Source organism: Pseudoteredinibacter isoporae, from assembly GCF_040372805.1.
GTDB lineage: Bacteria > Pseudomonadota > Gammaproteobacteria > Pseudomonadales > Cellvibrionaceae > Pseudoteredinibacter > Pseudoteredinibacter isoporae_A.
Genome location: NZ_BAABWJ010000007.1, coordinates 38,677 through 64,579, shown reverse-complemented (window position 1 = coordinate 64,579; position 25,903 = coordinate 38,677). Strand labels below are relative to the sequence as shown.

At 51.8% G+C, this 25,903-nt stretch carries 28 protein-coding genes; 16 read left to right on the top strand and 12 right to left on the bottom strand.

Translation table 11 applies throughout. From position 1 onward, the window contains the following. Nucleotides 1–9 precede the first annotated feature (9 nt). Together ABWW03_RS14125 and ABWW03_RS14120 are read left to right on the top strand one after the other, a co-directional pair. Nucleotides 10–831 (top strand): class I SAM-dependent methyltransferase, encoded by an 822-nt coding sequence (locus tag ABWW03_RS14125; RefSeq protein WP_353409175.1) that lies wholly within the window; start codon nt 10–12, stop codon nt 829–831. Further along, nucleotides 828–1,055, top strand: a complete 228-nt coding sequence (locus ABWW03_RS14120) for a YheU family protein (protein WP_353409173.1) — start codon at nt 828–830, stop codon at nt 1,053–1,055. Before ABWW03_RS14125 ends, ABWW03_RS14120 begins: the two co-directional genes overlap by 4 nt. Before the next feature lie 34 nt (nt 1,056–1,089). Here the strand turns inward: ABWW03_RS14120 and ABWW03_RS14115 are convergent, their stop codons facing one another. Together ABWW03_RS14115 and ABWW03_RS14110 are read right to left on the bottom strand one after the other, a co-directional pair. Beyond that, nucleotides 1,090–1,371, bottom strand: coding sequence for an antibiotic biosynthesis monooxygenase family protein (locus tag ABWW03_RS14115; protein ID WP_353409171.1), 282 nt, complete (start codon nt 1,369–1,371; stop codon nt 1,090–1,092). A 42-nt stretch (nt 1,372–1,413) separates the two neighbouring features. Further along, on the bottom strand, nt 1,414–1,818 hold the full coding sequence (locus ABWW03_RS14110) for a hypothetical protein (RefSeq protein ID WP_353409169.1): 405 nt from the start codon (nt 1,816–1,818) through the stop codon (nt 1,414–1,416). 134 nt (nt 1,819–1,952) lie between these two features. Between ABWW03_RS14110 and tusA the strand changes: the two genes are divergently transcribed. Further along, on the top strand, nt 1,953–2,222 hold the full coding sequence (gene tusA, locus ABWW03_RS14105; RefSeq protein ID WP_353409167.1) for a sulfurtransferase TusA: 270 nt from the start codon (nt 1,953–1,955) through the stop codon (nt 2,220–2,222). Between the two features lie 89 nt (nt 2,223–2,311). Here the strand turns inward: tusA and ABWW03_RS14100 are convergent, their stop codons facing one another. Beyond that, the gene (locus ABWW03_RS14100) at nt 2,312–3,019 is read right to left on the bottom strand and encodes a hypothetical protein (RefSeq protein ID WP_353409165.1); all 708 of its coding nucleotides are present in this window, start codon (nt 3,017–3,019) and stop codon (nt 2,312–2,314) included. A 259-nt stretch (nt 3,020–3,278) separates the two neighbouring features. Between ABWW03_RS14100 and ABWW03_RS14095 the strand changes: the two genes are divergently transcribed. Genes ABWW03_RS14095 through ABWW03_RS14080 form a run of 4 tightly spaced genes read left to right on the top strand, consistent with a single transcriptional unit; the run spans nt 3,279 to nt 6,359 of the window. Further along, on the top strand, nt 3,279–3,734 hold the full coding sequence (locus ABWW03_RS14095; protein ID WP_353409163.1) for a gamma-glutamylcyclotransferase family protein: 456 nt from the start codon (nt 3,279–3,281) through the stop codon (nt 3,732–3,734). Continuing rightward, nucleotides 3,731–4,303, top strand: coding sequence for an elongation factor P hydroxylase (locus ABWW03_RS14090; protein WP_353409161.1), 573 nt, complete (start codon nt 3,731–3,733; stop codon nt 4,301–4,303). Before ABWW03_RS14095 ends, ABWW03_RS14090 begins: the two co-directional genes overlap by 4 nt. Continuing rightward, the gene (locus ABWW03_RS14085) at nt 4,300–5,202 is read left to right on the top strand and encodes a 5'-3' exonuclease (protein WP_353409159.1); all 903 of its coding nucleotides are present in this window, start codon (nt 4,300–4,302) and stop codon (nt 5,200–5,202) included. The genes ABWW03_RS14090 and ABWW03_RS14085 overlap by 4 nt, the downstream gene beginning before the upstream one ends. Next, a complete protein-coding gene (locus ABWW03_RS14080) occupies nt 5,199–6,359 on the top strand; it encodes a 4-phosphoerythronate dehydrogenase (RefSeq protein ID WP_353409157.1) in 1,161 nt (386 codons plus the stop codon). Before ABWW03_RS14085 ends, ABWW03_RS14080 begins: the two co-directional genes overlap by 4 nt. A 64-nt stretch (nt 6,360–6,423) precedes the next feature. On the opposite strand, the gene ABWW03_RS14075 is transcribed toward ABWW03_RS14080, so the two are convergent. The 9 genes from ABWW03_RS14075 to map all read right to left on the bottom strand — a co-directional run bounded on the left by ABWW03_RS14075 (nt 6,424) and on the right by map (nt 15,373). Then, on the bottom strand, nt 6,424–6,621 hold the full coding sequence (locus ABWW03_RS14075) for a PA1571 family protein (protein ID WP_353409155.1): 198 nt from the start codon (nt 6,619–6,621) through the stop codon (nt 6,424–6,426). 202 nt (nt 6,622–6,823) lie between these two features. Continuing rightward, nucleotides 6,824–7,957 (bottom strand): succinyl-diaminopimelate desuccinylase, encoded by a 1,134-nt coding sequence (dapE, locus tag ABWW03_RS14070; RefSeq protein WP_353409153.1) that lies wholly within the window; start codon nt 7,955–7,957, stop codon nt 6,824–6,826. A gap of 122 nt (nt 7,958–8,079) precedes the next feature. After that, nucleotides 8,080–9,111: a 2,3,4,5-tetrahydropyridine-2,6-dicarboxylate N-succinyltransferase gene (gene dapD, locus ABWW03_RS14065; protein WP_353409151.1), complete on the bottom strand. Its 1,032-nt coding sequence runs from the start codon at nt 9,109–9,111 to the stop codon at nt 8,080–8,082. Nucleotides 9,112–9,154: 43 nt separating this feature from the next. Then, nucleotides 9,155–9,505, bottom strand: a complete 351-nt coding sequence (locus ABWW03_RS14060) for an ArsC family reductase (RefSeq protein ID WP_353409149.1) — start codon at nt 9,503–9,505, stop codon at nt 9,155–9,157. Nucleotides 9,506–9,644: 139 nt separating this feature from the next. Beyond that, nucleotides 9,645–9,932: a DUF4190 domain-containing protein gene (locus ABWW03_RS14055; RefSeq protein WP_353409147.1), complete on the bottom strand. Its 288-nt coding sequence runs from the start codon at nt 9,930–9,932 to the stop codon at nt 9,645–9,647. Between the two features lie 31 nt (nt 9,933–9,963). Beyond that, complete coding sequence (gene nth / locus ABWW03_RS14050) at nt 9,964–10,617, bottom strand: endonuclease III (protein ID WP_353409145.1); 654 nt, start codon at nt 10,615–10,617, stop codon at nt 9,964–9,966. A 23-nt stretch (nt 10,618–10,640) separates the two neighbouring features. Further along, nucleotides 10,641–11,837, bottom strand: a complete 1,197-nt coding sequence (dapC, locus tag ABWW03_RS14045; protein WP_353409143.1) for a succinyldiaminopimelate transaminase — start codon at nt 11,835–11,837, stop codon at nt 10,641–10,643. A 38-nt stretch (nt 11,838–11,875) separates the two neighbouring features. Further along, the gene (locus tag ABWW03_RS14040) at nt 11,876–14,596 is read right to left on the bottom strand and encodes a [protein-PII] uridylyltransferase (RefSeq protein ID WP_353409141.1); all 2,721 of its coding nucleotides are present in this window, start codon (nt 14,594–14,596) and stop codon (nt 11,876–11,878) included. 6 nt (nt 14,597–14,602) lie between these two features. Beyond that, entirely contained in the window at nt 14,603–15,373 is a 771-nt protein-coding gene (gene map / locus ABWW03_RS14035; protein ID WP_353409139.1) for a type I methionyl aminopeptidase, read from the bottom strand. A gap of 373 nt (nt 15,374–15,746) precedes the next feature. Between map and rpsB the strand changes: the two genes are divergently transcribed. The 9 genes from rpsB to bamA all read left to right on the top strand — a co-directional run bounded on the left by rpsB (nt 15,747) and on the right by bamA (nt 25,890). After that, nucleotides 15,747–16,484, top strand: coding sequence for a 30S ribosomal protein S2 (gene rpsB / locus ABWW03_RS14030; RefSeq protein ID WP_353409137.1), 738 nt, complete (start codon nt 15,747–15,749; stop codon nt 16,482–16,484). Between the two features lie 119 nt (nt 16,485–16,603). Continuing rightward, a complete protein-coding gene (tsf, locus tag ABWW03_RS14025; RefSeq protein ID WP_353409135.1) occupies nt 16,604–17,476 on the top strand; it encodes a translation elongation factor Ts in 873 nt (290 codons plus the stop codon). 177 nt (nt 17,477–17,653) lie between these two features. Next, nucleotides 17,654–18,394, top strand: a complete 741-nt coding sequence (gene pyrH, locus ABWW03_RS14020) for a UMP kinase (protein ID WP_353409133.1) — start codon at nt 17,654–17,656, stop codon at nt 18,392–18,394. Next, complete coding sequence (frr, locus tag ABWW03_RS14015; protein WP_353409131.1) at nt 18,384–18,941, top strand: ribosome recycling factor; 558 nt, start codon at nt 18,384–18,386, stop codon at nt 18,939–18,941. The genes pyrH and frr overlap by 11 nt, the downstream gene beginning before the upstream one ends. Before the next feature lie 14 nt (nt 18,942–18,955). Then, nucleotides 18,956–19,699: a polyprenyl diphosphate synthase gene (gene uppS / locus ABWW03_RS14010; protein WP_353409129.1), complete on the top strand. Its 744-nt coding sequence runs from the start codon at nt 18,956–18,958 to the stop codon at nt 19,697–19,699. 63 nt (nt 19,700–19,762) lie between these two features. After that, nucleotides 19,763–20,590: a phosphatidate cytidylyltransferase gene (locus tag ABWW03_RS14005; protein ID WP_353409127.1), complete on the top strand. Its 828-nt coding sequence runs from the start codon at nt 19,763–19,765 to the stop codon at nt 20,588–20,590. Then, nucleotides 20,590–21,768 carry a 1-deoxy-D-xylulose-5-phosphate reductoisomerase gene (gene ispC, locus ABWW03_RS14000; protein WP_353409125.1) on the top strand — a complete coding sequence of 393 codons (1,179 nt, stop codon included), beginning with the start codon at nt 20,590–20,592 and terminating at the stop codon, nt 21,766–21,768. The genes ABWW03_RS14005 and ispC overlap by 1 nt, the downstream gene beginning before the upstream one ends. 57 nt (nt 21,769–21,825) lie before the next feature. Further along, entirely contained in the window at nt 21,826–23,184 is a 1,359-nt protein-coding gene (gene rseP / locus ABWW03_RS13995) for an RIP metalloprotease RseP (RefSeq protein WP_353409123.1), read from the top strand. A gap of 96 nt (nt 23,185–23,280) precedes the next feature. Beyond that, nucleotides 23,281–25,890, top strand: coding sequence for an outer membrane protein assembly factor BamA (gene bamA / locus ABWW03_RS13990; RefSeq protein ID WP_353409121.1), 2,610 nt, complete (start codon nt 23,281–23,283; stop codon nt 25,888–25,890). Nucleotides 25,891–25,903 lie beyond the last annotated feature (13 nt).

Below are 25,903 nucleotides of genomic sequence, written 5' to 3'. Positions count from 1 at the left end.
AACCGAAATATGTTTGCAGCTAAACCGATTATCAGCACCGCAGTGCTGGCCTTAAGTGTGGCTTTCAGTGCCCAGGGTATCAGCCATGCCGATCACAGTATTGAAAAAGCCGCGGCTGCCGAGCACCGCAGCGCTAAAAACTCAGCCCGCGATCAATATCGCAACCCCGTACAAACGCTCGAGTTTTTTGAGCTGGATGAAGATCAGGCTGTGGTCGAAATTTGGCCAGGTGGTGGCTGGTATGCTGAAATTCTGGCGCCTTACCTGATGGACAAAGGCACGTATTATGCGGCTCATTTCGATCCCAATGCCGGGGTTGATTTTTACACCCGTTACCAGAAAAAATTCGCTGAAAAAATGCAGGCCAACCCTGAGGTTTATGGCAACGCAAAGCTGACCGCGTTTTACCCACCCAATAAAGTTAACACGATCAAAGGCAGTGCCGATCGCGTGTTGACGTTCCGGAATGTCCACAACTGGATGAAATCCGGTTTTGCGCAAGAAGCCTTCAATGAGTTTTACGCCATGCTAAAACCGGGTGGCATTCTAGGTGTGGTTGAACACCGAGCCAAACCCGGTACGGACATGGAAACCATGATCAAGTCGGGTTATGTCACCGAGTCAAAGGTAATTGAGTTTGCTGAAAAAGCCGGTTTTAAATTGGTGGCGGCCAGTGAAATTAATGCTAACCCGAAAGACAGCGCGGACCACCCTAAGGGAGTGTGGACATTAGCACCGAGTTTGCGTTTGGGTGACGAGCAGCGCGATCATTATCTGGCCATCGGCGAGAGTGATCGCATGACGCTGAAGTTTGTTAAAGCTGCGAAGTGATTATCCCTTACCAGCAATTGGCGACGGAGACTCTAAACGCGGTATTAGAGTCTTTCGCTCTGCGCGAGGGCACCGATTACGGTGAACAGGAAATCAGTTTGGAAAGGAAACTTGAGCAGCTACGTCGGCAGTTAAAAAGCGGAGAGCTGTTCCTGTGTTTCGATGAGCCTTCGGAGTCAATCAACCTTCTCACGCCACAACAGGCGCGGGACATGAACCTGTAGCTTCTTGTGTCTCTCGGAATTCTCGTTTGGGTGTTTAGTTTTCCAGCAGTGTGATTTTTTCCGGGCCATCCAGAACCGGACTCAATTGCCCCATCATGTCGCGGCGTTGATCACTGTGAAACCAACGCTGCCAGTCACTCAGAGTTCGCCATTTACTGAGTACATAATGGTGGCGATGGTTGTTCATGTCGTAAAAGGTTTCACCGTTAATAAACCCTGGAGCTTGGTAGGCACCTTGTAAGGTGGTTCGCGCCATAGCTTCGTAGGTGGATTCCAGGTCAGTGCCGATATGGCGCTCGATTAATACATGGATCATGGTGGGCGTCCAGACTGCTTAAAATCAAGATGGTACGCAATCTCACGCGGAATGGGTAGCGTTGGCCGCCGGTAATTGTTGTTCGGATTCATTGATCAGCCACTCGACCAGGCCCATCCATTCTTCCAGCAAAGAGAGGATGATGGCCTTGCGGCTGGGGCGTACATTATTCTGTTCGATGATGTTGCGCCCAATCAGGGTCAGTGAAGAAATAATCTGCCCGACGACCACTGGATCGATGGCCACCATAAAGAACTCGCAGCTGCGGCTCAAATGAGGCGGCAGAGTGCGAGCGGAAGGCGCATCGTTGGTCTTTCCGGCCATAATATTTTGCACTTCAAGAGCCAGTGATGGTTCTCGATGGCGCAGCAATTTGAAGCTTAATTCCAGGCTGTGACGGCTGAAAATATCGGGGCGGTTTATGGTTAAATCTTTCAGTAGAGACAAAATACATCCTCACTCTTCGCTGACAGCTCAGCGACAAATCTCAATAACAGTGTAGTCCACAAGGCTGTTTTCGCTGTTAAAATAGCTGCCGTATATCGGATGACGAAGCAACAAGAAGGTACAGAATCAGCACTATGACGGCGACGAACAATGAATCAATACGGGTTGACTCGACACTGGATGCAAGGGGCTTGCTATGCCCTGAGCCGGTCATGATGCTCCATAAGCAGGTGCGAGAGTGTCAGGAAGGTCAGGTATTACAGGTACTTGCGACCGATCCTTCAACCACGCGTGATATTCCTAAATTCTGTACCTTTCTGGGGCATGAATTGATTAAGCAGATGGACGGTCAGGGTGAAAAGGCCGATGAGTACCATTATTGGATCTGCAAAGGGGCGAGCTAAGCGGAACACAATGAAAAGGGAAAGGGGATGGACGGCAGGCGGGGCGCCTGCCGGAGAGCTTGCCTGAGCAAGTATTGTGTCACTGGTCGTTATTGTTCTTCGACCAGAATGGATATCGCAGCCAACGCTTCCGGGTCTTCCGCCTTGATGCGATTGGCGATCTGGTGCTGGAAGAAGTAGCGAAACTCTTCCCGGCTTTGCACCTGATATAAACACTCGTCACCCGGCAGAACCGGTGTGCTGACCACTTCGGACTCGTCGGCGACCATGCCGGATATCTTGCCATCGCCGTATAGACGCCAGCTGATGACCTCGGTCAGCGTGATGTTTTCATAGGTCTTGTCTGCCAATACGGCGTGGGTGCCTATGGTGTCTGGGATCTCCTGGATACTGAACTCGCCATTGAGTTCGGCGGCCTCGTAGTCGTAATACTCGGCGGCGGTCTCCAGTTCGACGATTTTGTGAATCGGGGCATCGTAAAACACCTCGTCCACGCCGGGATCGTAGTAACCCTCCCATTGACCGTTGAGGGGGTCTTTGATGTCGATACAGGCAACAATGTCATTGAGCCAGGGGACCAGGCCAACAACATCGCCATTCGCCCTCAGGCCCCAACACAGGACTTTTAAGCTGAACAGCTTGTCAGGGCTGGCGTCGTTGCTATACAGCATCTCCAGTCCATCCAGTTCCGGTGCAAGGCGAATAAAGCGGGTGCTGTCCTCAGGCGCGTAATTCTGGCCCGTGAACAAATCGATGACGTTGCCCTTGGTTTTAGAGCGGTTTTCCGTGGTCTTCATGCGACTACCTCCCTTGTGGGTTTTGGCAGCTTTGGGTGCCTACTCCGAATTCGGAACAGGCTTATTATTATATGGCACTGAAAATCGCGTAAAATTCCCATTGGTGTTTAAAACGGGTCAATGTACGGTGTGCCATTAAAATCCTTACTATATAAAGTATAGCTAGATTGGCATAAGTACAACATTTTGACAAAATATTTTTTAAACGGTCTACCTTCACTATATATAGTGTTTTTATTTTGATACATCAGGGCGTATTTTGAACAGTTACTATTTTGCGTATGGCTCCAATATGAACCCCGAGCGCATGCGCACACGGGGCCTGGCGTTCGACTTGGCGGTACCCGCCACCCTGGCGCAGGCTGAGCTGCTTTTTAACAAACGTGCCGCCGATGCGCCTCACCGCTCCTATGCCAATATCGGATTCCGTCAGGGCAGTGTGGTTGAAGGAGTGGCCTACCGCCTGCTGGATGAACACCAGATTGTTAAAATGGACCCTTTTGAAGGGGCTCCGCGTTTGTACAGTCGGGATATTTTTACCGTTCACAGCAGTGATGGGCCGATCAATGCCTGGGTGTATGTCGCCAACAAGGCCATGATTCAGGAAGATCTCAAGCCCGCTCGCTGGTATCTGGAGCATTTGTTAGCCGGGCAAGAGTTTCTCAGTGAGGCGTATTTTCAACGTTTGTGCCAAGTGGAGTGCGTGGCTGAATGAGTTGTCTCGAATCCTTAGCTGACACCCCCCATCGTTGTGAGGATCTAATCGCGGTGTTTAATCGCTGCTTTCAGGACAGCCACAATACTGTCTTGATAGGCGGTGCTGACGAGCCGTTGTATCAAATCGCCGATCCGGACAATACCCACCACCGAATTTATTTTACGCGAGATTATTACGCCAGTGGCTTGCACGAAATAGCGCATTGGCTGGTCGCCGGCGAGATGCGTCGCCAACAGGAAGATTATGGCTATTGGTATGCGCCGGATGGGCGCAATCCGGAGCAACAGCTGGCGTTTGAGCAGGTTGAGGCCAAACCCCAGGCTCTGGAGTGTATTCTTGCGCGCGCCGCCGGTTTCCCGTTTCGCGTCAGTGCTGACAATGCCGAGGCGGGTTTGATGCCCAGTACGGAATTCTGCCAGCGTATTTATAGTGAGCTGCGAGAATACTGTAACGGTCGATTGAACGAACGCAGCTTAACCTTGATCGCTGCGCTTGCTGACTTTTATGGGAGCAGTGCTCACAAAGCCTGTGAGGCCGCCCGTTATTGCCAGGAAGATATACGATGAAGCCTTTGGCGGCCACCTGTCTGATCGATGCCTCGATCTACATTTTTCAGTATTACTTTTCTCTGCCCCCTAACTGGACGGCTCGTAATGGATACTCCACCGAAGCGGTCTATGGCTTTGCCACCTTCTTGTTAAAGCTTAAGGAACAATACGACCCCAAACGCCTGGGGTTGTGTTTTGATGAAAGTCTGGGGCAGGGGTTTCGCGAAGAGTTGTACCCGGATTATAAATCGAGCCGTGCGTTGCCTGATGAGGCACTGGCTTACCAACTGGAGACCTGTCGGGAAGTTGCGGAGTTAATGGGCATTCCCTGTTTCGGTTCAACGCGTTATGAGGCGGACGATTTGATTGGCAGCCTGAGCCGAATCGCCCGGCGCAGTTCCCAACCGATTGCAATCTTAAGCCGTGACAAAGACCTGGGACAGTTGATACGCAGAAAGCAGGACTATCTCTGGGATTTTGCGAAGGATATTGCGCACTACGATTCGGATATCGAAGAGAAATGGGGAGTACCTCCTGAAGCGATGGCGGATTATCTGGCCTTGGTGGGGGATTCCATTGATGACATTCCTGGCGTTCCCGGTATTGGCGCTAAAACGGCGGCGGCCTTGTTGCAGACCCATGGCAGTGTGAAAGGCGTATATGCCAAGCTGGATGAACTTCAGCACATGAAGATTCGTGGGGCAAAGGGCCTGGCGGATAAACTGGAAGAGCATTTGGAACAAGTGGCGATGGCCAAAACCCTGGCGACGATTGTGTGTGATATCCCGCTTGTGGATTCGTTGCAGGAGTTGCAGTGGCGATCAGCCGATGTTGATGCACTGGAACAGTTTTGTGCCGATCAGGGTTTTGCCCGCTTGGCCAGCCGAGTGAGGAAAGTCTTTGGAGACGATGCGTGATTATTTTGCTCGATGAAAACATCCCGATGGCCGAACACTATTTTTCCGAGTTTGCGAATGCCGGGCTGGCAGAGACAGGAAAAGGTGAATTGCGTTTTAAAGCTGGTCGGGAAATTTGTGCCGAAGATGTGGCCGATGTGGATGCGCTTGTTGTGCGATCCGTCAGCAAGGTGAATGAGGCTTTACTGAAAGACAGCCCAGTACGCTTTGTTGGAAGCTGCACCATTGGCATGGATCACATTGATACCAATTATTTGGACACGCGCGGCATTGCCTATGCCAATGCGCCAGCCTGCAACGCCAACTCTGTAGTGGAATACGTGTTTGCAGCCTTGGCTCATCTGGCCTGCGATTGGCAGGGGAAGCGCCTGGGAATTATCGGCATGGGTAATGTGGGCTCGGCTTTGTATCGACGAGCATCTCAATTGGGGATAGATTGTCTTGGCTATGATCCATTGATTGAGCAAGATCGCTATCCGGTATTAGCGAGTCTGGATGAAGTATTGAGCTGCGATATTGTGTCCATGCATGCGCCCTTAAGCCACGAGGGCCTGGCGCCAACCTATCAAATGATTGGGGAGCCGGAAATCGCCAAACTGCGGCCGGGAACGGTCTTGTTAAATTGCGGGCGCGGCGATTGCTTGGATAACCGGGCGTTGTACCGGCGCCTGAAAAACCAAGCGGACCTTAAGACGGTATTGGACGTGTGGCAGGATGAACCCCACATTCATTCTGAATTGCTGCCTCTTGTCGATATCGCGACGCCTCATATTGCGGGCTACAGTTATGATGGAAAAGTCCTGGGTACACAGATGATCGCCAAGCGTCTCGCGGATTGCTTGGGGAAAACCTTACAAGCGGAACAAAGTGTGGGTGAGCACGTGCAAGGTGTTTCAGGCTCAGAGGCAACCACAGCTTTCTCTGCCATACAACAACTGATTCCTCATTGTTACGACATTCGCTCGGACGATCAGCGGTTGCGCCGGTCTATGGAGCATCATCCCAATGAATTTGCCTCAGAGTTTGATCGCCTGCGCAAGCACTATCCTAAACGTCGAGAATTTTTTCACTTCCGGTTGGAGGGCGTGGAATTATCGTCAGAAAAAGAAAAGCAGCGACTAGAACACAGTCTAGTCGCCTTGGGATTTTCCCAATAAGTATGAGGAGAGTTTAAAACTGGTACTGCCTGCACTTAAAGAGGACGTACATTCCTAATTAAGTTCAAGTATTTGCCGGCGCCGATAACGGGTGCAACCAGTTGGGTAAATAATTAATAAGGCGATCAATCGCTTCATCAACCATGGCCTCAGTGATTGGCGTTTCCGTACCATCTTCATCAATGATGGCGGCTCCGTGGAAATTGCGACGGGGGAAGGGAATCACTTTGGCATTTGGCGGTTTGGCCTCTTGCTCAGACATCGTTCTTTTCCTGTCTCAATCTCGATGCTGGCTAATATAGGTGGGGAATGTGACTGCTATGTTACAGCCAGAAAATTCTTAAAACCTTGTGATGCGCGGTCGAAGAATACCGGTCAGTGGTGAATGAGGTTTTATTAGCCCCATTCACCACTGACCAATGTATCCGAGCGGGAAGTGATTGCGAAAAGCTTCGGTGAGGCGTTTAGGTGAGCAGGTTTTTCAGCAAGCCAAGATACACTTCCTGAAGTTGATCCAGATCACTGGCACAAACACATTCATCCACTTTGTGAATGGTGGCGTTCACCGGACCGAGTTCAAGCACTTGAGCACCGGTTGGCGCAATGAAGCGACCGTCCGAAGTGCCTCCTGCCGTAGACAGTTCGGTGTCGATATCACATACGTCTTTGATGGCTTTGACGGCGGCGTCCACCAATGGGCCTTCGGGCGTAAGAAAGGGGTGGCCGCTGAGCTTCCAGTTGATATCGTACTCAAGCTGATGTTTGTCCAAAATGGCTTCACTGCGCTGACGCAATTGTTCTTCGTTCAGTTCAGTCGAGAAGCGGAAATTAAACACTACATCGACATCACCAGGGATGACATTGGTTGCACCGGTGCCGCCATTGATATTGGAAATTTGAAAACTGGTGGCCGGGAAAAAATCGTTGCCTTGATCCCATTCTTCGGCTGCGAGTTCGGCCAGGGCAGGTGCGGCCTGATGAATAGGGTTGCGAGCCAAATGAGGGTAGGCAACATGACCTTGGATGCCCTTCACTTTCAGCTCACACCCTAAGGAGCCGCGGCGGCCGTTTTTAATAACGTCGCCCACCTGATCAGTACTGGACGGTTCGCCGACCAAACACCAGGTGATTTTTTCTTCTCTTTCTTCCAGCCATTCAACCACTTTTACGGTGCCATTAATGGCGGGGCCTTCTTCATCAGAGGTAATCAAAAAGGCAAGGCGCCCCGTGTGGTCGGGGTGTTGGCTAATAAAGTTTTCAACCGCTACCACCATGGCGGCCAGGCTGCCTTTCATATCGGCCGCACCGCGACCGTAAAGCATATCGTTCTCGATGACGGGTTCAAACGGCGGTCGTTGCCAATTGCTTTCGGGGCCTGTAGGGACAACATCCGTGTGGCCGGCAAAGGCAAAGATTGGGCCCTCATCACCGCGAATGGCCCAGAAGTTATCCACCTCTCCGAAACGAAGATTGTGAATGGTGAAACCCAGTGCAGCCAGGCGTTCACACATTAAGGCTTGGCAGCCTTCATCTTCGGGGGTGACCGAAGGGCGGCTGATTAAATCCATGGCGAGTTGGAGGGTGGGGGAATGGCTCATAGTCTTCTCTTGCTAGGTGTTGGCTTTGTCTCAAGCCTCTGGCTCTTCAGCCTGATGGAACGGCTTTAAAAACAAAGCCCCGATGTGATGTAAGGATCGGGGCTTGGTATGAAATAGGCTGCTTAGTTGTTTGCGTGCAGCTCTTCGTTCAGGGCAATCGCGTTTTTATTGGTGCGGCATTCAACGGCGCCTGTGCTGGAATTGCGTCGAAACAACAGATCCGATTTGCCAGCTAAATCGCGGGCTTTAACGTCCTCAACTTTTTGGCCCTGGTCATCCAACAGTTGGACTTTGGTGCCAGCCGTGATGTACAAACCTGCTTCAACGGTACAGCGATCGCCCAGTGGAATACCAATGCCGGCGTTGGCGCCCAGTAAACATTCTTTGCCTACCGAGATAATAATATTGCCACCGCCGGATAGGGTGCCCATGGTCGAGGCGCTACCACCCAGATCGGAGCCCGCGCCAATCATTACGCCGGCCGACACGCGACCTTCGATCATACCGGGGCCTTCAGTACCAGCATTAAAGTTTACAAAGCCTTCGTGCATGATGGTGGTGCCTTCGCCCAGATAAGCACCCAAGCGCACCCGAGCGGTGTGAGCAATACGGACACCGGCTGGCACAACGTAGTTGCTCATTTTTGGGAATTTGTCGACACAGGATACTTCCAATAACTGACCTTTCAGGCGAGCTTGCAATTGCCGCTCAGGCAACTCGGCCAAATCGATGGCGCCTTCGTTGGTCCAGGCCACATTGGGCAGCAGGCCAAAGATACCGGAAAGATCCGTACCGTGAGGTTTTACCAGGCGATGAGAGATCAAGTGTAGCTTTAAGTAGGCCTCGGGGGTGCTGGCAGGGGCGTTGTCTTCTGCCAGTACCGTTAATACCAGAGGACGTTCGCTGTTGCTCAACTGTTCCGCGATATTGGCCTGTTCTTCCTGACCCGTATTTTTTAATGTCGCTGCCAAATCAGCCATGACCTGGGTGTCGATCTCAAGTGCCGCATTGCCGCCCTGATAGCCAGCGGCTGCCAGGGCATCGCCCATAGCGGCATCGGCATTGAGTAGTGGGGCCGGATAAAAGACTTCCAGCCATTCACCGTTTTGATTTTGAGTGCCGACGCCAAGGCCGACGCTGTATAGATTGCTCATGGTGTTTCCTATGTATTTATTGCCGTTTTATATGGGTCCGAGGTCAGGCCTTCAGGATGTGTTCGTAGTCTGCCGCTTTAAAGCCGACATTGCGGCTCTTGCCATTATCCAGCAGTGGTCTCTTGATCAGGGTTGGGCTTTCCAAAATGGCGGCTAAGGCCGTGTTGGCGTCCATGTTCTGGCGCTGGTTGTCATCCAGGGCTTTCCAGCTGGTGCTGCGTTTATTCACCAGAGTTTCCCAGCCCAGCTCCTTAATCCATTGTTCAACCTGAGCCGATTCCAGTCCGTCTTTGCGAAAGTCGTGGAATTGGTAGTCGATGTTTTCTTTGTCCAACCAGTTGCGGGCTTTTTTAACCGTGTCGCAATTGGGGATGCCATAGAGGGTGATGGCCATATTTCAGTTCCCTAAGAGTCAGTGCGTACCTGCTTGTCACGCAAATGTTGTCGTAAAAAGGGGCTAAGCATAGCAAATACCCGAGGGCGCCTTGTAGCCCCGGTGTGGGATTTCTTGTCCATTGACCGGAAGAGGCTGATTAGCCGAACAGGGCGGCCAGGATGGCAAGTCCACCAAGCAGGGCAACCCAGATAAACGCCAGGATAAAGCCGATATAACCAGTAATCAGGCCCGTCAGGGCGAGGGCGTCGCCCTCCAGGCGGCCTTCGCTCTTGCGAATCTCCGAGCGGGCGAGATGGCCTGTGATAATGCCAACCAAAGAACCGATAAAAAACAAACCTAAAATACCGAAAACCAGGCTGACAATCGCCAGGGTTGAGGTCTTTGCCGGAACGTGTTCGGGTTTGTTGATGATGTTGTTTTGCATAGGGTCATTGATCCAATAATGGCTTGCGAAGTTACGCTTTTAAGGTGATTTTTGGGTTTTTGCGCGTTGGGTAGCAGGTGCGACAGATTTCACAGACCGTACCGTCGCACCCTCTGGCAGAGCAGAATTCACGCCCCCAGTAAATAATCTGTAAATGCAGGGCATTCCAGGCGGCTTCGGGAAACAGGCGTTTGAGGTCTTTTTCGGTCTGGGCAACATTTTGGCCGTTGGTCAGCCCCCAGCGTTGTGCCAGTCGATGAATATGAGTATCGACCGGAAAGCTGGGGACATCGAAGGCTTGAGCCATGACGACGCCGGCTGTCTTGTGGCCTACGCCGGGTAATCTTTCCAAAGCATCCATATCGGCGGGCACTTCGCCGTCGTGCTCTTCCACCAGTATTTGTGACAGTTTGGCAATCGCTTTGGATTTTTGCGGTGACAGACCGCATGGGCGAATAATGGCCTTGATGTCTTCGACGGTTTGTTTGGCCATGTCATAGGGATTGTCCGCCAGTTCCCATAGGGCCGGTGTGACCTGATTGACGCGTTCGTCTGTGCACTGAGCTGACAGCAATACCGCCACCAGTAAGGTGTAAGGGTCTTTGTGATCCAAAGGAATCGGCGGTGTCGGGTATTCCTTTTGCAAGCGTTGCAAGACATAGGCAGCGCGTTCTTTCTTTAGCATTCAGAGAGCATCCTGTAACGGAATCAAGTGGAAACAAATTCAACAATGCGTTCGGCCGCATCGATGCATTCGGCCAGCGGGGCTACAAGTGCCATTCGCACGTGTTGGCTGCCTGGATTGATGCCCTGGCTGTCGCGTGCCAAAAACTGCCCCGGCAATACGGTGATATGTTGTTCGGCAAACAGTTGCTGCGCGAAGTTTTTATCGCAGCCCTGCACATTGGGCCAAAGATAAAAACCGGCGTCGGGTTTTTTGACGTCGAGTTTATTCCCCAGGATATCCAGGACGGCCGAAAACTTTTCCTGATAAGCCTGACGATTTTGGCGGACATGAGCTTCGTCTTGCCAGGCGGCGACACTGGCGACCTGATTGGGCAGGGCCATGGCGCAGCCGTGATACGTGCGGTAGCGTAAGAACGGTTGAATGATGTTTGCGTCACCGGCGACAAAACCTGAGCGCAGCCCTGGTAAGTTCGATCGCTTGGAGAGGCTGTGAAAGACCACGCAACGTCGATAGTCGTGGCGTCCCATGTCTTTACACGCTTGCAGCAATCCTGGCGGCGGATTGTTTTCGTCAAAATACAGCTCGCTGTAGCACTCGTCGCTGGCAATGATGAAGTCGTATTCGTCGGCCAGTCGAATCAGCTTTTGCAACAGCTCACTACGCATGACCGCGCCCGTAGGATTGCCCGGTGTGCAAATAAATAACAACTGGCAACGCTGCCAGGTTTCCGCGCTGACCTGATCAAAATCAGGCAGGTACTGATTGTCCGCTGTACAGTTTAAAAAATGCGGTTCGGCGCCGGCCAGCAAAGCAGCACCTTCATAAATCTGGTAAAAAGGGTTCGGGCAAAGAACCAGGGGCGCGACTTGCTCACGATTAACTACAGCTTGCACAAAAGCAAAGAGGGCTTCGCGGGTGCCATTCACCGGCAAAATCTGTTGCTCAGGATCCAAGCTGTTGCTATTGAGCTGGAAGCGACTCTCGAGCCAGGCGGCAATCGCCTGGCGCAAGTCGAGAATGCCCTTTGTGGCCGGATAATTGGCCAGCTTATCCAGATTGTCCTGCAGGGTTTGCAACACAAACGCTGGCGGCTGATGTTTGGGCTCGCCAATGGATAACGCAATTGGGCTTTTCTGTGCCGGTGCAGTTACGGCGGCTTTTAACTCGGCAAGCTTTTCAAAAGGGTAGGGTTGCAGTTTTTTGAGATCCGGATTCATAGCTATGGTGTTTTATTGTTGTCATGGATGTGAGCGATTTAACTGGCTTCTTTCTGCACCTGTCGATCTAAGCGTCGACATATGGTGGCCTGCAAATCTTCACAGAGTTTGGGGTCGCTCAGCGGTTGGCCCTGGGCATTACTGATAAAGAAGACATCTTCCACTCGTTCGCCCAAGGTGGTGATTTTTGCGTTCAGCAGTTGGATGCCAAACTCCGTAAAGACCTCAGCGATGATGGCCAGAAAGCCTGGGCGGTCCGCACTGGTGACTTCAAGCACAGTATGGCCGCTGCGAAAATCGGTGTTGATCGATGTGCGAGTGGGCATCGCAAAATATTTCATCTCACGCGGTGTGCGGCGTTTGATGATGTCTGAGTATTCATTTACCAAGGCAAGTTCATCTTTCAGAGCTTGATGAATCTTATGTTTGCTGGCTTCGTTATCCCCCAGGAAATTGCCATTTTCATCGAGTACATAAAAGGTATCGATGGTATAGCCACTGGAGTCGGTATAAATCCGAGCGTCAACAATGCTTAAACCTAATTGGGTAAACGCAATGGCCGAGGCCGCAAAAATATTCGCTTGGTCTTTAACCCGCAAAAATACCTGAGTTGCACCTTCATAGCCATGGGTCGTCGTTTCGCTGATGATAATCAGGGGTTCGTTGTCATCGGCGTGTTGTCGGTGTTCTAAAATGGCTTCGGTTTGCAGGGCGATATCAATGTAACTTTCTCGCAGGAAGTATTCATCGTCCATATCTTTCCAGAAAGATTGCGCCTGGGCTTCATTGATGCCTTTGTCAGCCAACTTGACCAGGGCGTTGCTGCGCGTTTCTTCGAGCAGTTCTTGGGCATCAACAGGATTTTCCAAGCCTCGACGCAAGGCGCGTTTGGTTTCGATGTAGAGTTGGCGCATCAGGCTGGCTCGCCAGCTGTTCCAGACATCTGGGTTGGTGGCATTCATGTCTGCCACGGTTAAAGCATAGAGATAGTCCAGGCGAGTTTGGTCGCCAACTTCCAGCGCAAAATTATGAATGACTTCTGGGTCGCTGATGTCTTGTTTTTGAGACACTGTAGACATCAGTAAGTGCTTTTCAACCAACCAGGCAATCAGGCGAGTTTCTCGTTTGCTCAGACCGTGGCGTTCGCAGAACTCCCTGGCATCCACCGCGCCCAGTTCGGAGTGATCTCCGCCTCGGCCTTTGGCAATATCATGGTAGAGGCCGGCGATGTACAGCAGTTCTTGCTTGGGCAGGCGCCTCATGACATGGCTTGCAATTGGGAAGCGTTCCGCTGCATCGGCGTCACGGAAACGGCGCATGAATTTAATGACCAATAAAGTGTGAGCGTCAACCGTGTAAATGTGGAAGAGGTCGTGTTGCATCTGGCCGGTCACTCGGCCAAATTCCGGCAAATACAAACCCAGAACGCCATAGCGCTTCATGCGGCGCAGCTGGGTAACCAGACCGACTGGCGAGCGCAGGAGGGTTAAAAACAAATGTTGATTGTCTGGGTTGTTGCGGTATTCGTCATCAATCAGGTGGCGGTGCTCGCGAATCAGTCGAATGGTGCTGGCACGCACGCCCACCAGGCTGCGATCCAGGCCCAGTAAAACAAAAATTTCCAGCAGGGCTGATGGGTTTTGCGCAAAAACTTTTTCGTGGGTGACTTCAATATAGTTGTCAACGCGCTGGAAGCGATCGTTAATGGTTGTAGCTTGGCTGTGCTGCCCGGCCTGCAGAATAACTTCATCCAAATAGTGCAGCATTACATCGTTCACTTCGCGCAGCGCGAGAACGGTGCGGTAGTACCAGCGCATGAAATGTTCTACGCCCAATCGCGTATCGTCCTGATAGCCGAGTAGCTTGGCAATTTCTTTCTGATAGTCAAACAGCAGGCGTTCTTCAGCGCGGCCCGCCAGCATATGCAAGGCGTAGCGAACTCGCCACAAATCTTCTTCCCCGGCCAGAAGAATATTGTATTCCTCATCGGTAAACAGTCCGCGACCCGCCAACTGTTTGAAGTTGTTTACGCCAAAAAAGCGTTTGGCCACCCAGCTGATGGTTTGGATATCACGCAAGCCACCCGGGGCATTCTTGATGTTGGGTTCCAGATTGTATTCGGTGTGATTGTGCTTTTTGTGGCGCTCGTACTGCTCCTGGTACTTGGCGCGGAAAAAATCCGCGGCGGTCCAGATTTTGTCGGCACTGGTATGCGCTTGCAGCAGCAACTGGAGTTTCGCCGAGCCTGCCAAAGTGCGGGCTTCCATCAAATTGGTGGCGATGGTGATGTCTTCTTTGGCCAGCTCGATACATTGTGGAATCGAACGAACACTGTGGCCGATGGCCAGCCCTAAATCCCAGAGTAAGGTAACAAAGTTTTGAATGTTCTCGATGTTGCTCTGGGGGCCTTGATTGAGGAGCTCATCGTCTTCCGTCAGGATTAAAATGTCGATATCGGAATAGGGGTGCAGTTCGCCGCGACCGTAGCCACCCACAGCCAGTAGGGCAACACCTTCGCCCCAGGGAAATAAATGCCAGGCGTAGTGCAGCAAGCAGTCGATAAACGTTGCGCGATCGTAAATCAGGTGGCGAATGTTTTCACCTTCGCGAAAGCGCAAATCGAATTGTTCGTTTACCTCGGCGATTGCCTCTTTGAAAACGGAGATGGCATTACGCTTTTGCAGTTGTTTGCGAAAAGCGCCTTGCTCAAAAAACAGGATGGGTTTTTCAAAATAGGGTATCGCGTCGATATCGCTCATTGTGCTTTAGAAGCTCTCTTCTGTTCGCGCGGTTAATACCTCCACTCCGGTCGCGGTAACGGCCAGAGTGTGCTCCCATTGTGCAGAGGGGCGCCCATCACGGGTTTCTACGGTCCAGCCATCTTTTTTCAGCTTGGTGTGGGCCTTGCCGGCATTGATCATGGGCTCAATGGTAAAGGTCATGCCTTCTTTGAGTTCAAGGCCGGTATCGGGTTTGCCGTAGTGCAGAACCTGTGGGTCTTCGTGGAATTCGCTGCCGATGCCGTGGCCACAGTATTCACGTACCACACTGTAATAGTTGGCGTGGGCGTGTTGCTGGATTACGTGACCGATATCACCCAGTCGGGTGCCAGGCTTAACCAACTCGATACCTTTATAGAGGCATTCCTGGGTTACTTGCACCAGGCGTTCCATATGAGGGCTGCGCTTGCCGACAAAATACATCTTGCTGGTATCGCCGAAATAACCATCTTTAATCACGGTCACATCGATATTAATGATGTCGCCTTCTTTCAGGATTTTTTTCTCGGACGGGATGCCGTGGCAAATCACATGGTTTACCGAGGTGCAGATGGATTTTGGAAAACCGCGATAGTTGAGACAAGCCGGGATGGCGTCTTGAACATCGACAATATGGTTGTGGATGATACGGTCCAACTCCGCTGTGCTAACCCCGGGCTTTACGTAATCTTCAATCATTTCCAGGCATTCGGCGGCCATACGGCCGGCGACGCGCATTTTGGTGATTTCTTCCGGGGTTTTGATAGAAACTGGCATTGGCTAGTAGATTCCTGCTGTGTCGCTTATAGACCCCTTGCGTCGCCTTGATCCAAGGTTTCCCCTGAATGCAGACGGGCTGGGCAATGTAAAAGGGGCTTATTGTAAACCCTGCGCCAGAGCTTAACCAGCCGTCCTCGGGATCGGAGGCGTTCTGGGGGTGGGGCTTATTGGGGCGCTTTTCTTAAAAAGACTGGTGTCTGAGGGTCGGCTATGGTATAAAGCGCGCCCCTGTGTTCAGTACGCAGGGAAAATTAATGATTTTAACGTCACACATATACCGTCACATCCGTTTGGGTGCCCATAATTCCTTTGGCAGGATGGGGTTGAGCGGCTGGGGTATATGGAGGCCTAACCCTAAGGAATTAGACATATGCCTACCGTAAGCATGCGCGATATGCTGCAAGCTGGTGTCCACTTTGGTCACCAGACTCGCTATTGGAACCCGAAGATGGGTCAATACATCTTTGGTGCTCGTAACAAAATTCATATCATTAACCTGGAGCACACCGTTCCAGCGTTCAATGACGCCCTGGCTGCTTTGACTAAGCTGGGCTCTCAAAAGAAAAAGGTTCTGTTCGTTGGTACTAAGCGCGCTGCCTCTAAAGTGATCAAAGAGCAAGCCGAGCGTTCTGGCCAGCCTTACGTTAGCCACCGCTGGTTGGGTGGTATGCTGACCAACTACAAAACTATCCGTGCTTCTATCAAGCGCTTTCGTGATCTGGAAGCCCAGAGTCAAGACGGTACCTTTGAAAAGCTGACCAAGAAAGAAGCTTTGATGCGTACTCGTATGATGGAAAAGCTGGAGCGTTCTATCGGTGGTATCAAGGATATGGGCGGTCTGCCAGACGCGATCTTCGTAATCGACGTTGAGCACGAGCGCATTGCTATCCAGGAAGCTAACAAGCTGGGTATCCCTGTATTCGGTGTTGTTGATACTAACTCTGATCCTATCGGTGTTGATCACGTAATCCCAGGTAACGATGACGCGATCCGTGCCATCAAGCTGTACGCTACCGCTGCGGCTGATGCTGTTCTGGAAGGCGCGGCTAACAGCCAGGGCGTACCGAACAAAGACGAGTTTGTTGAGGTTGACGGCGAAGCTAGCTAAGCCCTCGCACAGCTGTAACACAGCGGCTGCAGACTCGGGTTACCAAGTCTCAGCCTGAAAGGGGGCGCTTGCCCCCTTTTCGTATTTTTTAGTTTCGAATATTTGATGAGGATAAAATCATGGCGGTTTCTGCATCTTTGGTAAAAGAACTGCGCGAGCGCACTGGCCTCGGCATGATGGAGTGCAAAAAAGCACTGAAAGAAGTTGATGGTGATATCGATAAAGCCATTGAAAACCTGCGTAAGGCGTCTGGCCTGAAGGCAGCTAAAAAAGCTGACCGTACAGCGGCTGACGGCATTGTTGCTGCAAAAGTTGCTGAAGACGGTTCTTACGGCGTACTGGTGGAAGTGAACTCTGAAACTGACTTCGCGGCGCGCGACGAAAACTTCGCTGGTTTCGCCGCTAAGGTTCTGGACAAGGCTTTCGCTGAGAAAACCGAAGACGTTGCCAAGCTGATGGAAGGTGAGTTGGATTCAGCTCGTGAAGCACTGGTTCAGAAAATTGGTGAGAACATCGGCGTTCGCCGTATTGCTGTTGTTGAAGCTAACGGTGGTGTTGTGGGTTCTTACATCCACTCTAACAACCGTATCGCTGCGATTACCACTATCTCTGCAGGCACTATCGAAGTCGCTAAAGACGTATCTATGCACGTGGCGGCTGTTAACCCTCAGGTGAATCGTCCTGAAGACATGCCTGAAGAAGCGTTGCAGAAAGAGAAAGACATCATCAAGGCTCAGCCAGATATGGCCGGCAAGCCTGACGAGATCGTTGAAAAGATGATGACGGGTCGTATCAAGAAGTTCTTGAAAGAAGCCAGCCTGGTTGAGCAGCCTTTCGTTAAAAACCCTGACCAGACTGTTGCTCAGTTGGTTAAAGACGCGGGCGGTGAAGTGCTTGGCTTCGTTCGCTTCGAAGTGGGTGAAGGTATTGAGGTTGAAGAAGCCGATTTCGCGGCTGAAGTTGCTGCACAGGTAGCGGCTTCCAAGTCTTAATTGCCGAAAACGCTATTTTTTAGCGATCGATGGTGAAAATCATCGATAAGAAAGGGGTGGGAGTCGCATCTTCCACCCCTTTTTTGTTAGAATTCAGCCGCTTAGGATGTGGCTTGTGTGAAAACGGCCAATTCTGGGCGCAAGCTCCCAAACCACGGCTAATGTAGGAAGTCTTCCATGCCCACCAAAGACAAAAAATACAAACGTATATTGCTTAAACTCAGCGGCGAAGAGCTGATGGGAGAAGAGGGCTTTGGTATCGATCCCAAGGTGCTCGATAAGATGGCATTGGAAATTGGCCAGCTTGTGGGTATCGGGGTACAGGTAGGGCTGGTTATCGGTGGTGGTAACCTGTTTCGAGGCGCTGCTTTGAGTGCTGCGGGTCTGGACCGCGTCACCGGCGACCATATGGGGATGTTGGCGACAGTTATGAATGCTCTGGCCATGCGAGATGCCCTTGAGCGTTCGAACATTTCCTCTCGCGTGATGTCTGCTATTCCTATGAGCGGTGTGGTTGATCACTATGACCGACGTAAGGCAATTCGCTTTTTGGAATCTGGTGAGGTGGTGATCTTTTCTGCCGGTACCGGCAACCCGTTCTTCACTACCGATTCCGCTGCGTGCTTGCGTGGCATTGAAGTGGAAGCCGAGTTGGTATTGAAGGCAACCAAAGTTGACGGTGTGTACACCGCTGACCCGATGAAAGACCCGACCGCAACCAAATACGACGAATTGACTTATGATGAAGCCCTTGAGAAAAAGTTGGGGGTTATGGATCTGACTGCGATTTGTCTGTGTCGTGAACACGATATGCCAGTGCGCGTATTCCGTATGGATCAAGCTGGCGCATTGGTAAGCATTGTTCGCGGTGGCAATGAAGGTACTTTAATTCAAGAGACTTTAGACAATGATCAATGATATTAAAGCGGACGCTGAAAGCCGCATGCAAAAAAGCCTCGAGGCCCTGGCTGGCAATTTCGGTAAAATCCGTACCGGCCGTGCGCACCCGAGCATTCTGGATTCGGTCAGCGTAAATTACTACGGCTCCGATACCCCTTTGAATCAGGTGGCCAACGTTTCAGTACTGGATGCGCGTACGTTGTCTGTGAGCCCTTGGGAAAAGCCCATGGTGCCGGAGATCGAGAAAGCCATCATGAAATCCGATCTGGGTTTGAACCCGGTAACCACCGGCGACTTGATCCGCGTGCCAATGCCGCCGCTGACCGAAGAAACCCGCAAAGGCTATATCAAGCAAGCTCGTGCGGAAGCTGAGAATGCGCGTATCTCCATTCGCAATATCCGTCGGGATGCCAATGCCGATGTGAAAGATTTGCTGAAAGAGAAAGAAATCACCGAAGACGACGATCGTCGCGCCCAGGATGATATCCAGAAAATCACTGACAAGTTTGTGGCTGAAGTGGATAAAGCCCTGTCTGTGAAAGAAGCGGATTTGATGGAAATCTAATAGGGCTAAAGCTGTTGAGTGAGCAAACTGCGCCGAAAACGTCGCCCCGTCATATCGGCATCATCATGGATGGGAACAACCGCTGGGCTAAGCAGCGTGGCCTGGGTGGAGGCTCGGGTCATAAGGCTGGCGTAGAAAAAATTCGCGCTGTGCTGAAGGCTTGTCGCGAGCATAAGGTTGAAGTGTTGACTCTGTTTGCTTTCAGCAGCGAAAACTGGCGCCGTCCACCGAAAGAGGTGGAGGCGCTGATGAGTTTGTTTTATTCCTACCTCAGACGTGAGGCTCGCAAATTACGTGATGAGAATGTTGCTTTAAGGGTGATTGGACGGCGCGACCGTTTCAGCCCCAAGCTGCAGGACGCCATCGCGGAAGCGGAGTCCATTGCCTGCGAAGGCGAGGCGACCCTTGTCATTGCCGCCGATTATGGTGGCCGCTGGGACATTGCCCAAGCCAGCCAGAAGTTGGCCGAGCAGGTTAGAGCTGGTGATTTATCCCCGGAAGAGGTGGATGAAGACAGTTTGCACAAACACACATGTCTGGCTGATTTACCGGAATTGGATCTGCTTATTCGAACGGGGGGAGAGGTTCGAATCAGTAACTTTTTACTGTGGCAGTGTTCCTATTCAGAATTGTATTTTTGCGATTGCCTGTGGCCGGATTTTGGTCCGGAACAGATTGAGGCGGCGGTGAGTGATTTTTATCAGCGTCAGCGCCGCTTTGGGAAAACCTCCGAACAGATTTTGGCTGAACAAGCCTGATCGACGGAACTGGATAATAAAAATCGCCCGGGCTAAGGGCTGATAAAACGATTTGGGGGCCAAGTGCTTAAACAACGTGTCATCACAGCTATTATTCTCGCTGTAGTGTTCCTGGCGGCTCTATTTAAATTGCCGTTGCCCCTGTTTTCTGCATTCATCGCGACGGTTGTTCTCATTGCCGCCTGGGAATGGGCCAATCTCTCCGGGCTCTCAAAAGTCTGGCAGCGCACGGCTTACGTCATCTTAATCGCGTCGGTTCTGGCCCTCTCGGCCTATGTTACTCACAACTTTGACGGTTCCAATGCCGATGTTTCCAAGGCCATCCTGATGGCCGGCTGCCTATGGTGGGCAATTGCGTTGCTGTGGGTGCAATCCTATCCGGGCAGTGCCATGTTATGGGGCAGCCGTTGGTTTAAAGCCATTATGGGAATGGCCGTGTTAATTCCTACCTGGTTGGCTTTTTCGTATTTGCGTGCTCAGAGTTCGGGTGCCTGGTTGATTCTTATCGTGGTTCTGATCGTTGCGTGTGCGGACATCGGCGCCTTTTTCTCGGGGAAAGCCCTGGGCAAACATAAGCTGGCACCCGCGGTCAGCCCAGGCAAGTCTTGGGAAGGGTTCTGGGGGGGCATGTTCAGCTGTGTGTTGTTGGCGATAGCCATCGCTGTTCTGGCGGACGTATCCATGTTGGCAACCCTGGCGATTATTATTCCCGCAGGCCTGGCGTCAGTGCTCGGTGATTTATTGGAAAGTATGGTGAAGCGCCAGCGCGGCATTAAAGACAGCTCACGTCTTTTGCCGGGCCATGGTGGCGTTCTCGATCGCGTAGACAGTCTCACCGCGGCTGCACCGGTATTCGCTCTTGCGATGAGCTTGAGTGACTGGTCTCTATAATGTCTAAACAAGAGCGATTGACCATTCTGGGCTCTACCGGCTCCATTGGTTTGAGCACCCTGGATGTTGCAGCTCGTCATCCCGATCGATTTCATATTTATGCCCTGTGCGCCAAGCGCAGCTGGCAGTCTCTGCGCGATCAAGTATTGCGTTACAAACCCGACTACGCGGTGTTGGTGGATTCTGAGGCGGCGAATTGCTTGCGCGAGGCTTTGGCAGGTGAAAACCTTGCCACTGAAGTGTTGGATGGCACAGCGGCTCTGGAAGCCGTTTCCGCCGATGCCGATACAGTTATGGCCGCTATTGTGGGGGCGGCTGGGCTGCTGCCTACCCTGGCGGCGGTGAGAGCGGGTAACAAAGTATTGCTGGCGAACAAGGAAAGCCTGGTGATGGCCGGCGACTTGTTTATGGACGCTGTGAAAGACCACAACGCTTTGCTATTACCCATCGACAGCGAACACAATGCCATCTTCCAGTGTTTGCCAACGGATGCGCGCAGTCTGAGTGAGGCTGGTGTCCGAAAAATTCTGCTGACAGGTTCCGGTGGCCCATTTCGTGAGACGCCATTGGACGCGCTTTCCCGGGTGACGGTCGCCCAGGCCTGTGCTCACCCCAACTGGTCCATGGGTCAAAAAATTTCTGTCGATTCCGCCACCATGATGAACAAGGGGCTGGAATACATCGAAGCGCGCTGGCTGTTTTCTGCCTCGGCTGAACAGATTGAGGTGTTGTTGCACCCGCAAAGTGTGGTGCACTCCATGGTGCAGTATAACGATGGTTCGGTGCTGGCTCAGTTAGGGCAGCCGGACATGAAAACACCCATTGCCCATGCGATGGCCTGGCCAGAGCGCATAGAGTCCGGTGTAGAGAGTTTGGATTTTACGCGCCTGGGCGAGCTGAGCTTCGCCGCGCCGGACGTGCAGCGTTTTCCCTGTTTGGCTCTGGCGATTGAGGCCAGCAAAGCCGGAGGCAGTGCAGCGAACTGTCTGAATGCCGCCAATGAAGAGGCGGTGGCGGCTTTCCTGGCGGAGCGCATAGCCTTTACGGATATCGCGCGAATTAATGGCGATGTGCTGGCCAGACACGATAATATCGACGCTTCGGATATCGACACGGTTTTGGCTATTGATGCTGAAGCCCGTAGCGTTGCCAATGAATTGATTGCAGGTATTGCCTAGCCTTATGGCATCCACGGGCCGCAGCCTGAGCCGGCCTGTTATAGATAGGAGAGTTGCTTGAGTCTTTTACAAACCATCTTCTGGTTTATCCTGGCCCTTGGGGTTTTGGTGACCATACACGAGTTTGGCCATTATTATGTGGCCCGTCGCTGTGGCATCAAGGTGCTCCGTTTTTCTGTCGGCTTTGGCAAGGTCCTCTACAGTTGGCGAAATCGAGAAGGCACGGAGTTTGCTGTCGCGGCGCTCCCACTGGGCGGTTACGTCAAGATGCTCGATGAGCGTGAAGGTGAGGTCGCTGAGCATGAAAAACATCTGGCCTTCACCCAAAAGCCCGTACTGAGCCGAATTGCGGTCGTTGTGGCGGGGCCGTTGGCTAATTTTATTCTGGCCGTATTGCTGTACTGGTTTTTGACGCTGCAAGGCTATAACGAGCTCAGCGCGGTGGTCGGTAAAGTGGAGCCGGGGACTGTAGCGGCTGAGGCCGGCCTGGAGCCGGGGCAGCGTATTGTCGCCGTCGATGGTCAGCCCACGCCGACGCGCCAGGCCCTGATTCAGCAACTTCTTAATCGCTTGGGTGAAAGCGGCGAAATGCACTTTCGCGTGCAGTATCCCGGGTCAGACTTGAGCTACGAATCCGTCGCGGAACTCAATAACTGGTTGCGTGGCGATGCGGAACCTAATCCCCTTGAGGGCCTCGGTTTAAGCCTTTATTACCCGCCCATCAAGCTGGTTTTGAGTGTGGTGCAGGCCGACAGTCCGGCGGCCAAGGCAGGACTACAAAAGGGCGATAAGCTCATTGCGGCTGATGGTGAAAACATCGCCGATTGGGACGCCTGGGTCGACTACGTAAAAGCGCGTGCAAACCAGACTTTTACCGTCAGTTATGAGCGTGAAGGCGAGCTGTTTGATGCTCAAATCACACCCGCACTGGTGACTCTGGAAGATGGCAGCACCATTGGTCGTGTTGGTGTCGCCGCCTCACAATCATCCTGGCCGAAAGAAATGATCATTAAGCGCCAGTATGGCTTTGTGCAGTCCTTTGTGGTCGCTGTGGACAAAACCTGGGAACAATCCAAATTTGTACTTGTCTCTTTGAAGAAGTTGATTGTCGGGCAAATATCCACGAAAAACTTGAGCGGGCCACTCACCATTGCTAAAGTGGCGGGCGATTCGGCCAAGGCTGGCTGGCAGCAGTACATTAGTCTGTTGGCTTTGCTTAGTGTGTTTCTGGGGGTTATGAACCTGTTGCCGATTCCGGTTCTGGACGGCGGCCATCTGCTTTACTACGTCATTGAGCTGGTGAAGGGGAGTCCTTTGCCAGATCGGGTGCAATTGTGGGGTTACCAGATCGGTATGGTGATGGTGCTCGGCATTATGGTCGTGGCGCTTTATAACGATGTGGTTAGGCTGTTTTAAGGCCTCAATCGACGAGAACAGACACTGGCCGCCTCTGGGTAGACCGGTTTTTATAAGAAGAGCTTGGCTCAACACTAATTAATGATTAAGCATAATATGAAGCGTATCAGAGACCTTTTCCTCATTTTGACTTTATTACCTGCTCTGGCTTATGCCCAGGCATTCCGGGTAAATGATATTCGCCTGGAAGGCTTGCAGCGTGTCTCGGCAGGTACAGTATTCGCTTCTTTACCGGTTCAGATTGGCGAAGAGCTCGATAGCCTGGCCATTCAAAGCGCCACGCGAGCCCTGTTTAAAACCGGCTATTTTGAAGACATTCAAATGGGCCGTGATGGTAATGTTCTGGTTGTGACGGTGATAGAACGTCCAGCGATCAGTGAAATTGCAATCGAAGGTAACAAAGCGATCAAGACTGAAGACCTGATGAAAGGTCTGAACGACAACGGTCTGGCGGAAGGCCAGATTTTCAAGCGCGCCACCCTGGAAGGTTTGACTCAGGAGCTGCGTCGCCAGTATGTCGCCCAGGGTCGTTACAGCGCCGATGTTGAAGCCACGGTAGTGGATCTGCCACGCAATCAGGTCAAACTCCAGATTGATGTTGATGAAGGCGATGTGGCGTCCATCAAACACATCAATATTGTGGGCAACACCGCGTTTGACGATGAAGAGCTGATCGAACTGTTTGAATTGAAAACCACCGGCTGGTTCTCCTGGATCACCAGCGATGACCGCTACGCGAAAGAAAAGCTGTCGGGTGATATCGAGCGTTTGGAGAGCTATTACCTCGACCGAGGTTACCTGAAGTTTGAAATCGACTCGACTCAGGTGAGTCTGAGCCCGAACAAAGAAGCGGTATTTATTACCGTAAACGTCAATGAAGGCGACGTTTATGAAGTAAGTGATGTAGAACTGGCCGGTGACCCGATTTTGCCGGAAGAAGAAATGCGCCTGTTGCTGTTGATGCGCGAAGGGCAAAAGTTCTCACAGGTGCTCATGACCACCACCGAAGAATACATGACCAAGCGTCTGGGTAACGAGGGTTACACCTTTGCCGAAGTCAAAGGTATTCCTGAAGTGGATGAAGGCACCGGCAAGGTTAAGGTGACGTTCTTTATCGATCCAGGTAAACGTGCTTATGTGAATCGAATTGATTTCCGCGGTAACACGACAACCGCAGACAATGTTCTGCGTCGTGAAATGCGCCAGATGGAAGGCGCGTCTGCCTCCTCGATTAAAATTGAACAATCCAAGGTTCGACTGGAACGTCTGGGCTTCTTTAAAGAAGTGAAGGTGGAAACCAAAGAAGTGCCCGGTTCAGCGGATCTGGTGGATGTGGAATACACCGTTGAAGAACAGCCTTCCGGTAGCGTGGGCGCGAGCGTGGGTTATGCCCAGGGCTCGGGTTTGGTACTGGGTGCGAATGTTCAGCAAGATAACTGGTTAGGTACCGGCAAGCGCGTCGGCTTTAACGTCAGCCGCAGTAGCTACCAGACCGCCTACAGCTTCAACTACACCGATCCGTACTTTACGCCGGACGGGGTGAGCCGTGGTTTTAATGTCTACTACCAGTCTCGTGACTATTCCCGCGTAAACGTGTCCAGCTACTCTACGGACAGTTACGGCGCCAGTGTTAACTTCGGTTACCCCATTTCCGAGATTGAACGCATTGGTTTCAACGTCGGTTATCAAAATATTTCGATCAATACCGGCCCATTTGCGGTGCAGGAAATCATCGGTAGCCCGCGTCGAATTTCCACTGCTCAGGACCAGTACCTGAATAATGAGGATGCCACGGCGGTTGCCGATATCCTGAACACCTCGCCTTTGGTTGAATACGACTTCTCCGATCGATTGTTGGATGCGACTGCGTTGTTGGATGCGCAGTCTCCAAAAGGCTTTATCGATGAGAATGGTGATGAGTTTAATCTGGTTACCGCGTCGGTGAACTGGGCCAAGTCCACATTGAACCGTGGTCGTTTGGCGAACCGTGGTGTGTCCCAACGCTTCTCTCTGGAATTCTCACTGCCTGGCGGTGAGTTGGAATACTACAAGTTGAACTACACCGCTCAGTACTTCCAGCCATTGACCAGTAGCCTGACTCTTCGTCTGCGTACCCGCTTGGGTTACGCCGATTCTTATGGCGATACCACTGAGTTGCCGTTCTTCCAGCACTTCTACGCGGGTGGCTTTGGCTCGGTACGTGGTTTCAAGCGTAATACGCTGGGCCCACAAAGTACCCCAGCTCAGGTTTATCAGACCCAGTACGCGACTTGGAACGATACCAATGGCGACGGTATTCGTAATACCAATGAGGTAAGTAACCTGGTATACGTTGCTAATGCAGACGGTACGTTAACAACGACTCAGCTGAACAATAACAACAACACCCGTAACAACCCCTTTGGTGGTAATGTGTTGATTGAAGGTAGTGCTGAGATTCTGTTCCCGCTGCCGTTCATTAAGGACCAGCGCTCTTTGCAGTCTGCGTTCTTTATCGATGCGGGTAACGTGTTTGATCTGAACTGTGGCGCCACTCAGCAGAACTGTTTTGATGTGGATCTGAGCAAGTTGAGTTCATCGGTGGGTATCGGTGTTACCTGGATTTCTGGCTTTGGTCCTCTGACCTTCAGTATTGCCAAGCCTATTCGGGAAAATGAATTTGATGAAACTGAATTCTTCCAGTTCTCTCTGGGTACTCAGTTTTAATCACACGGCTGCG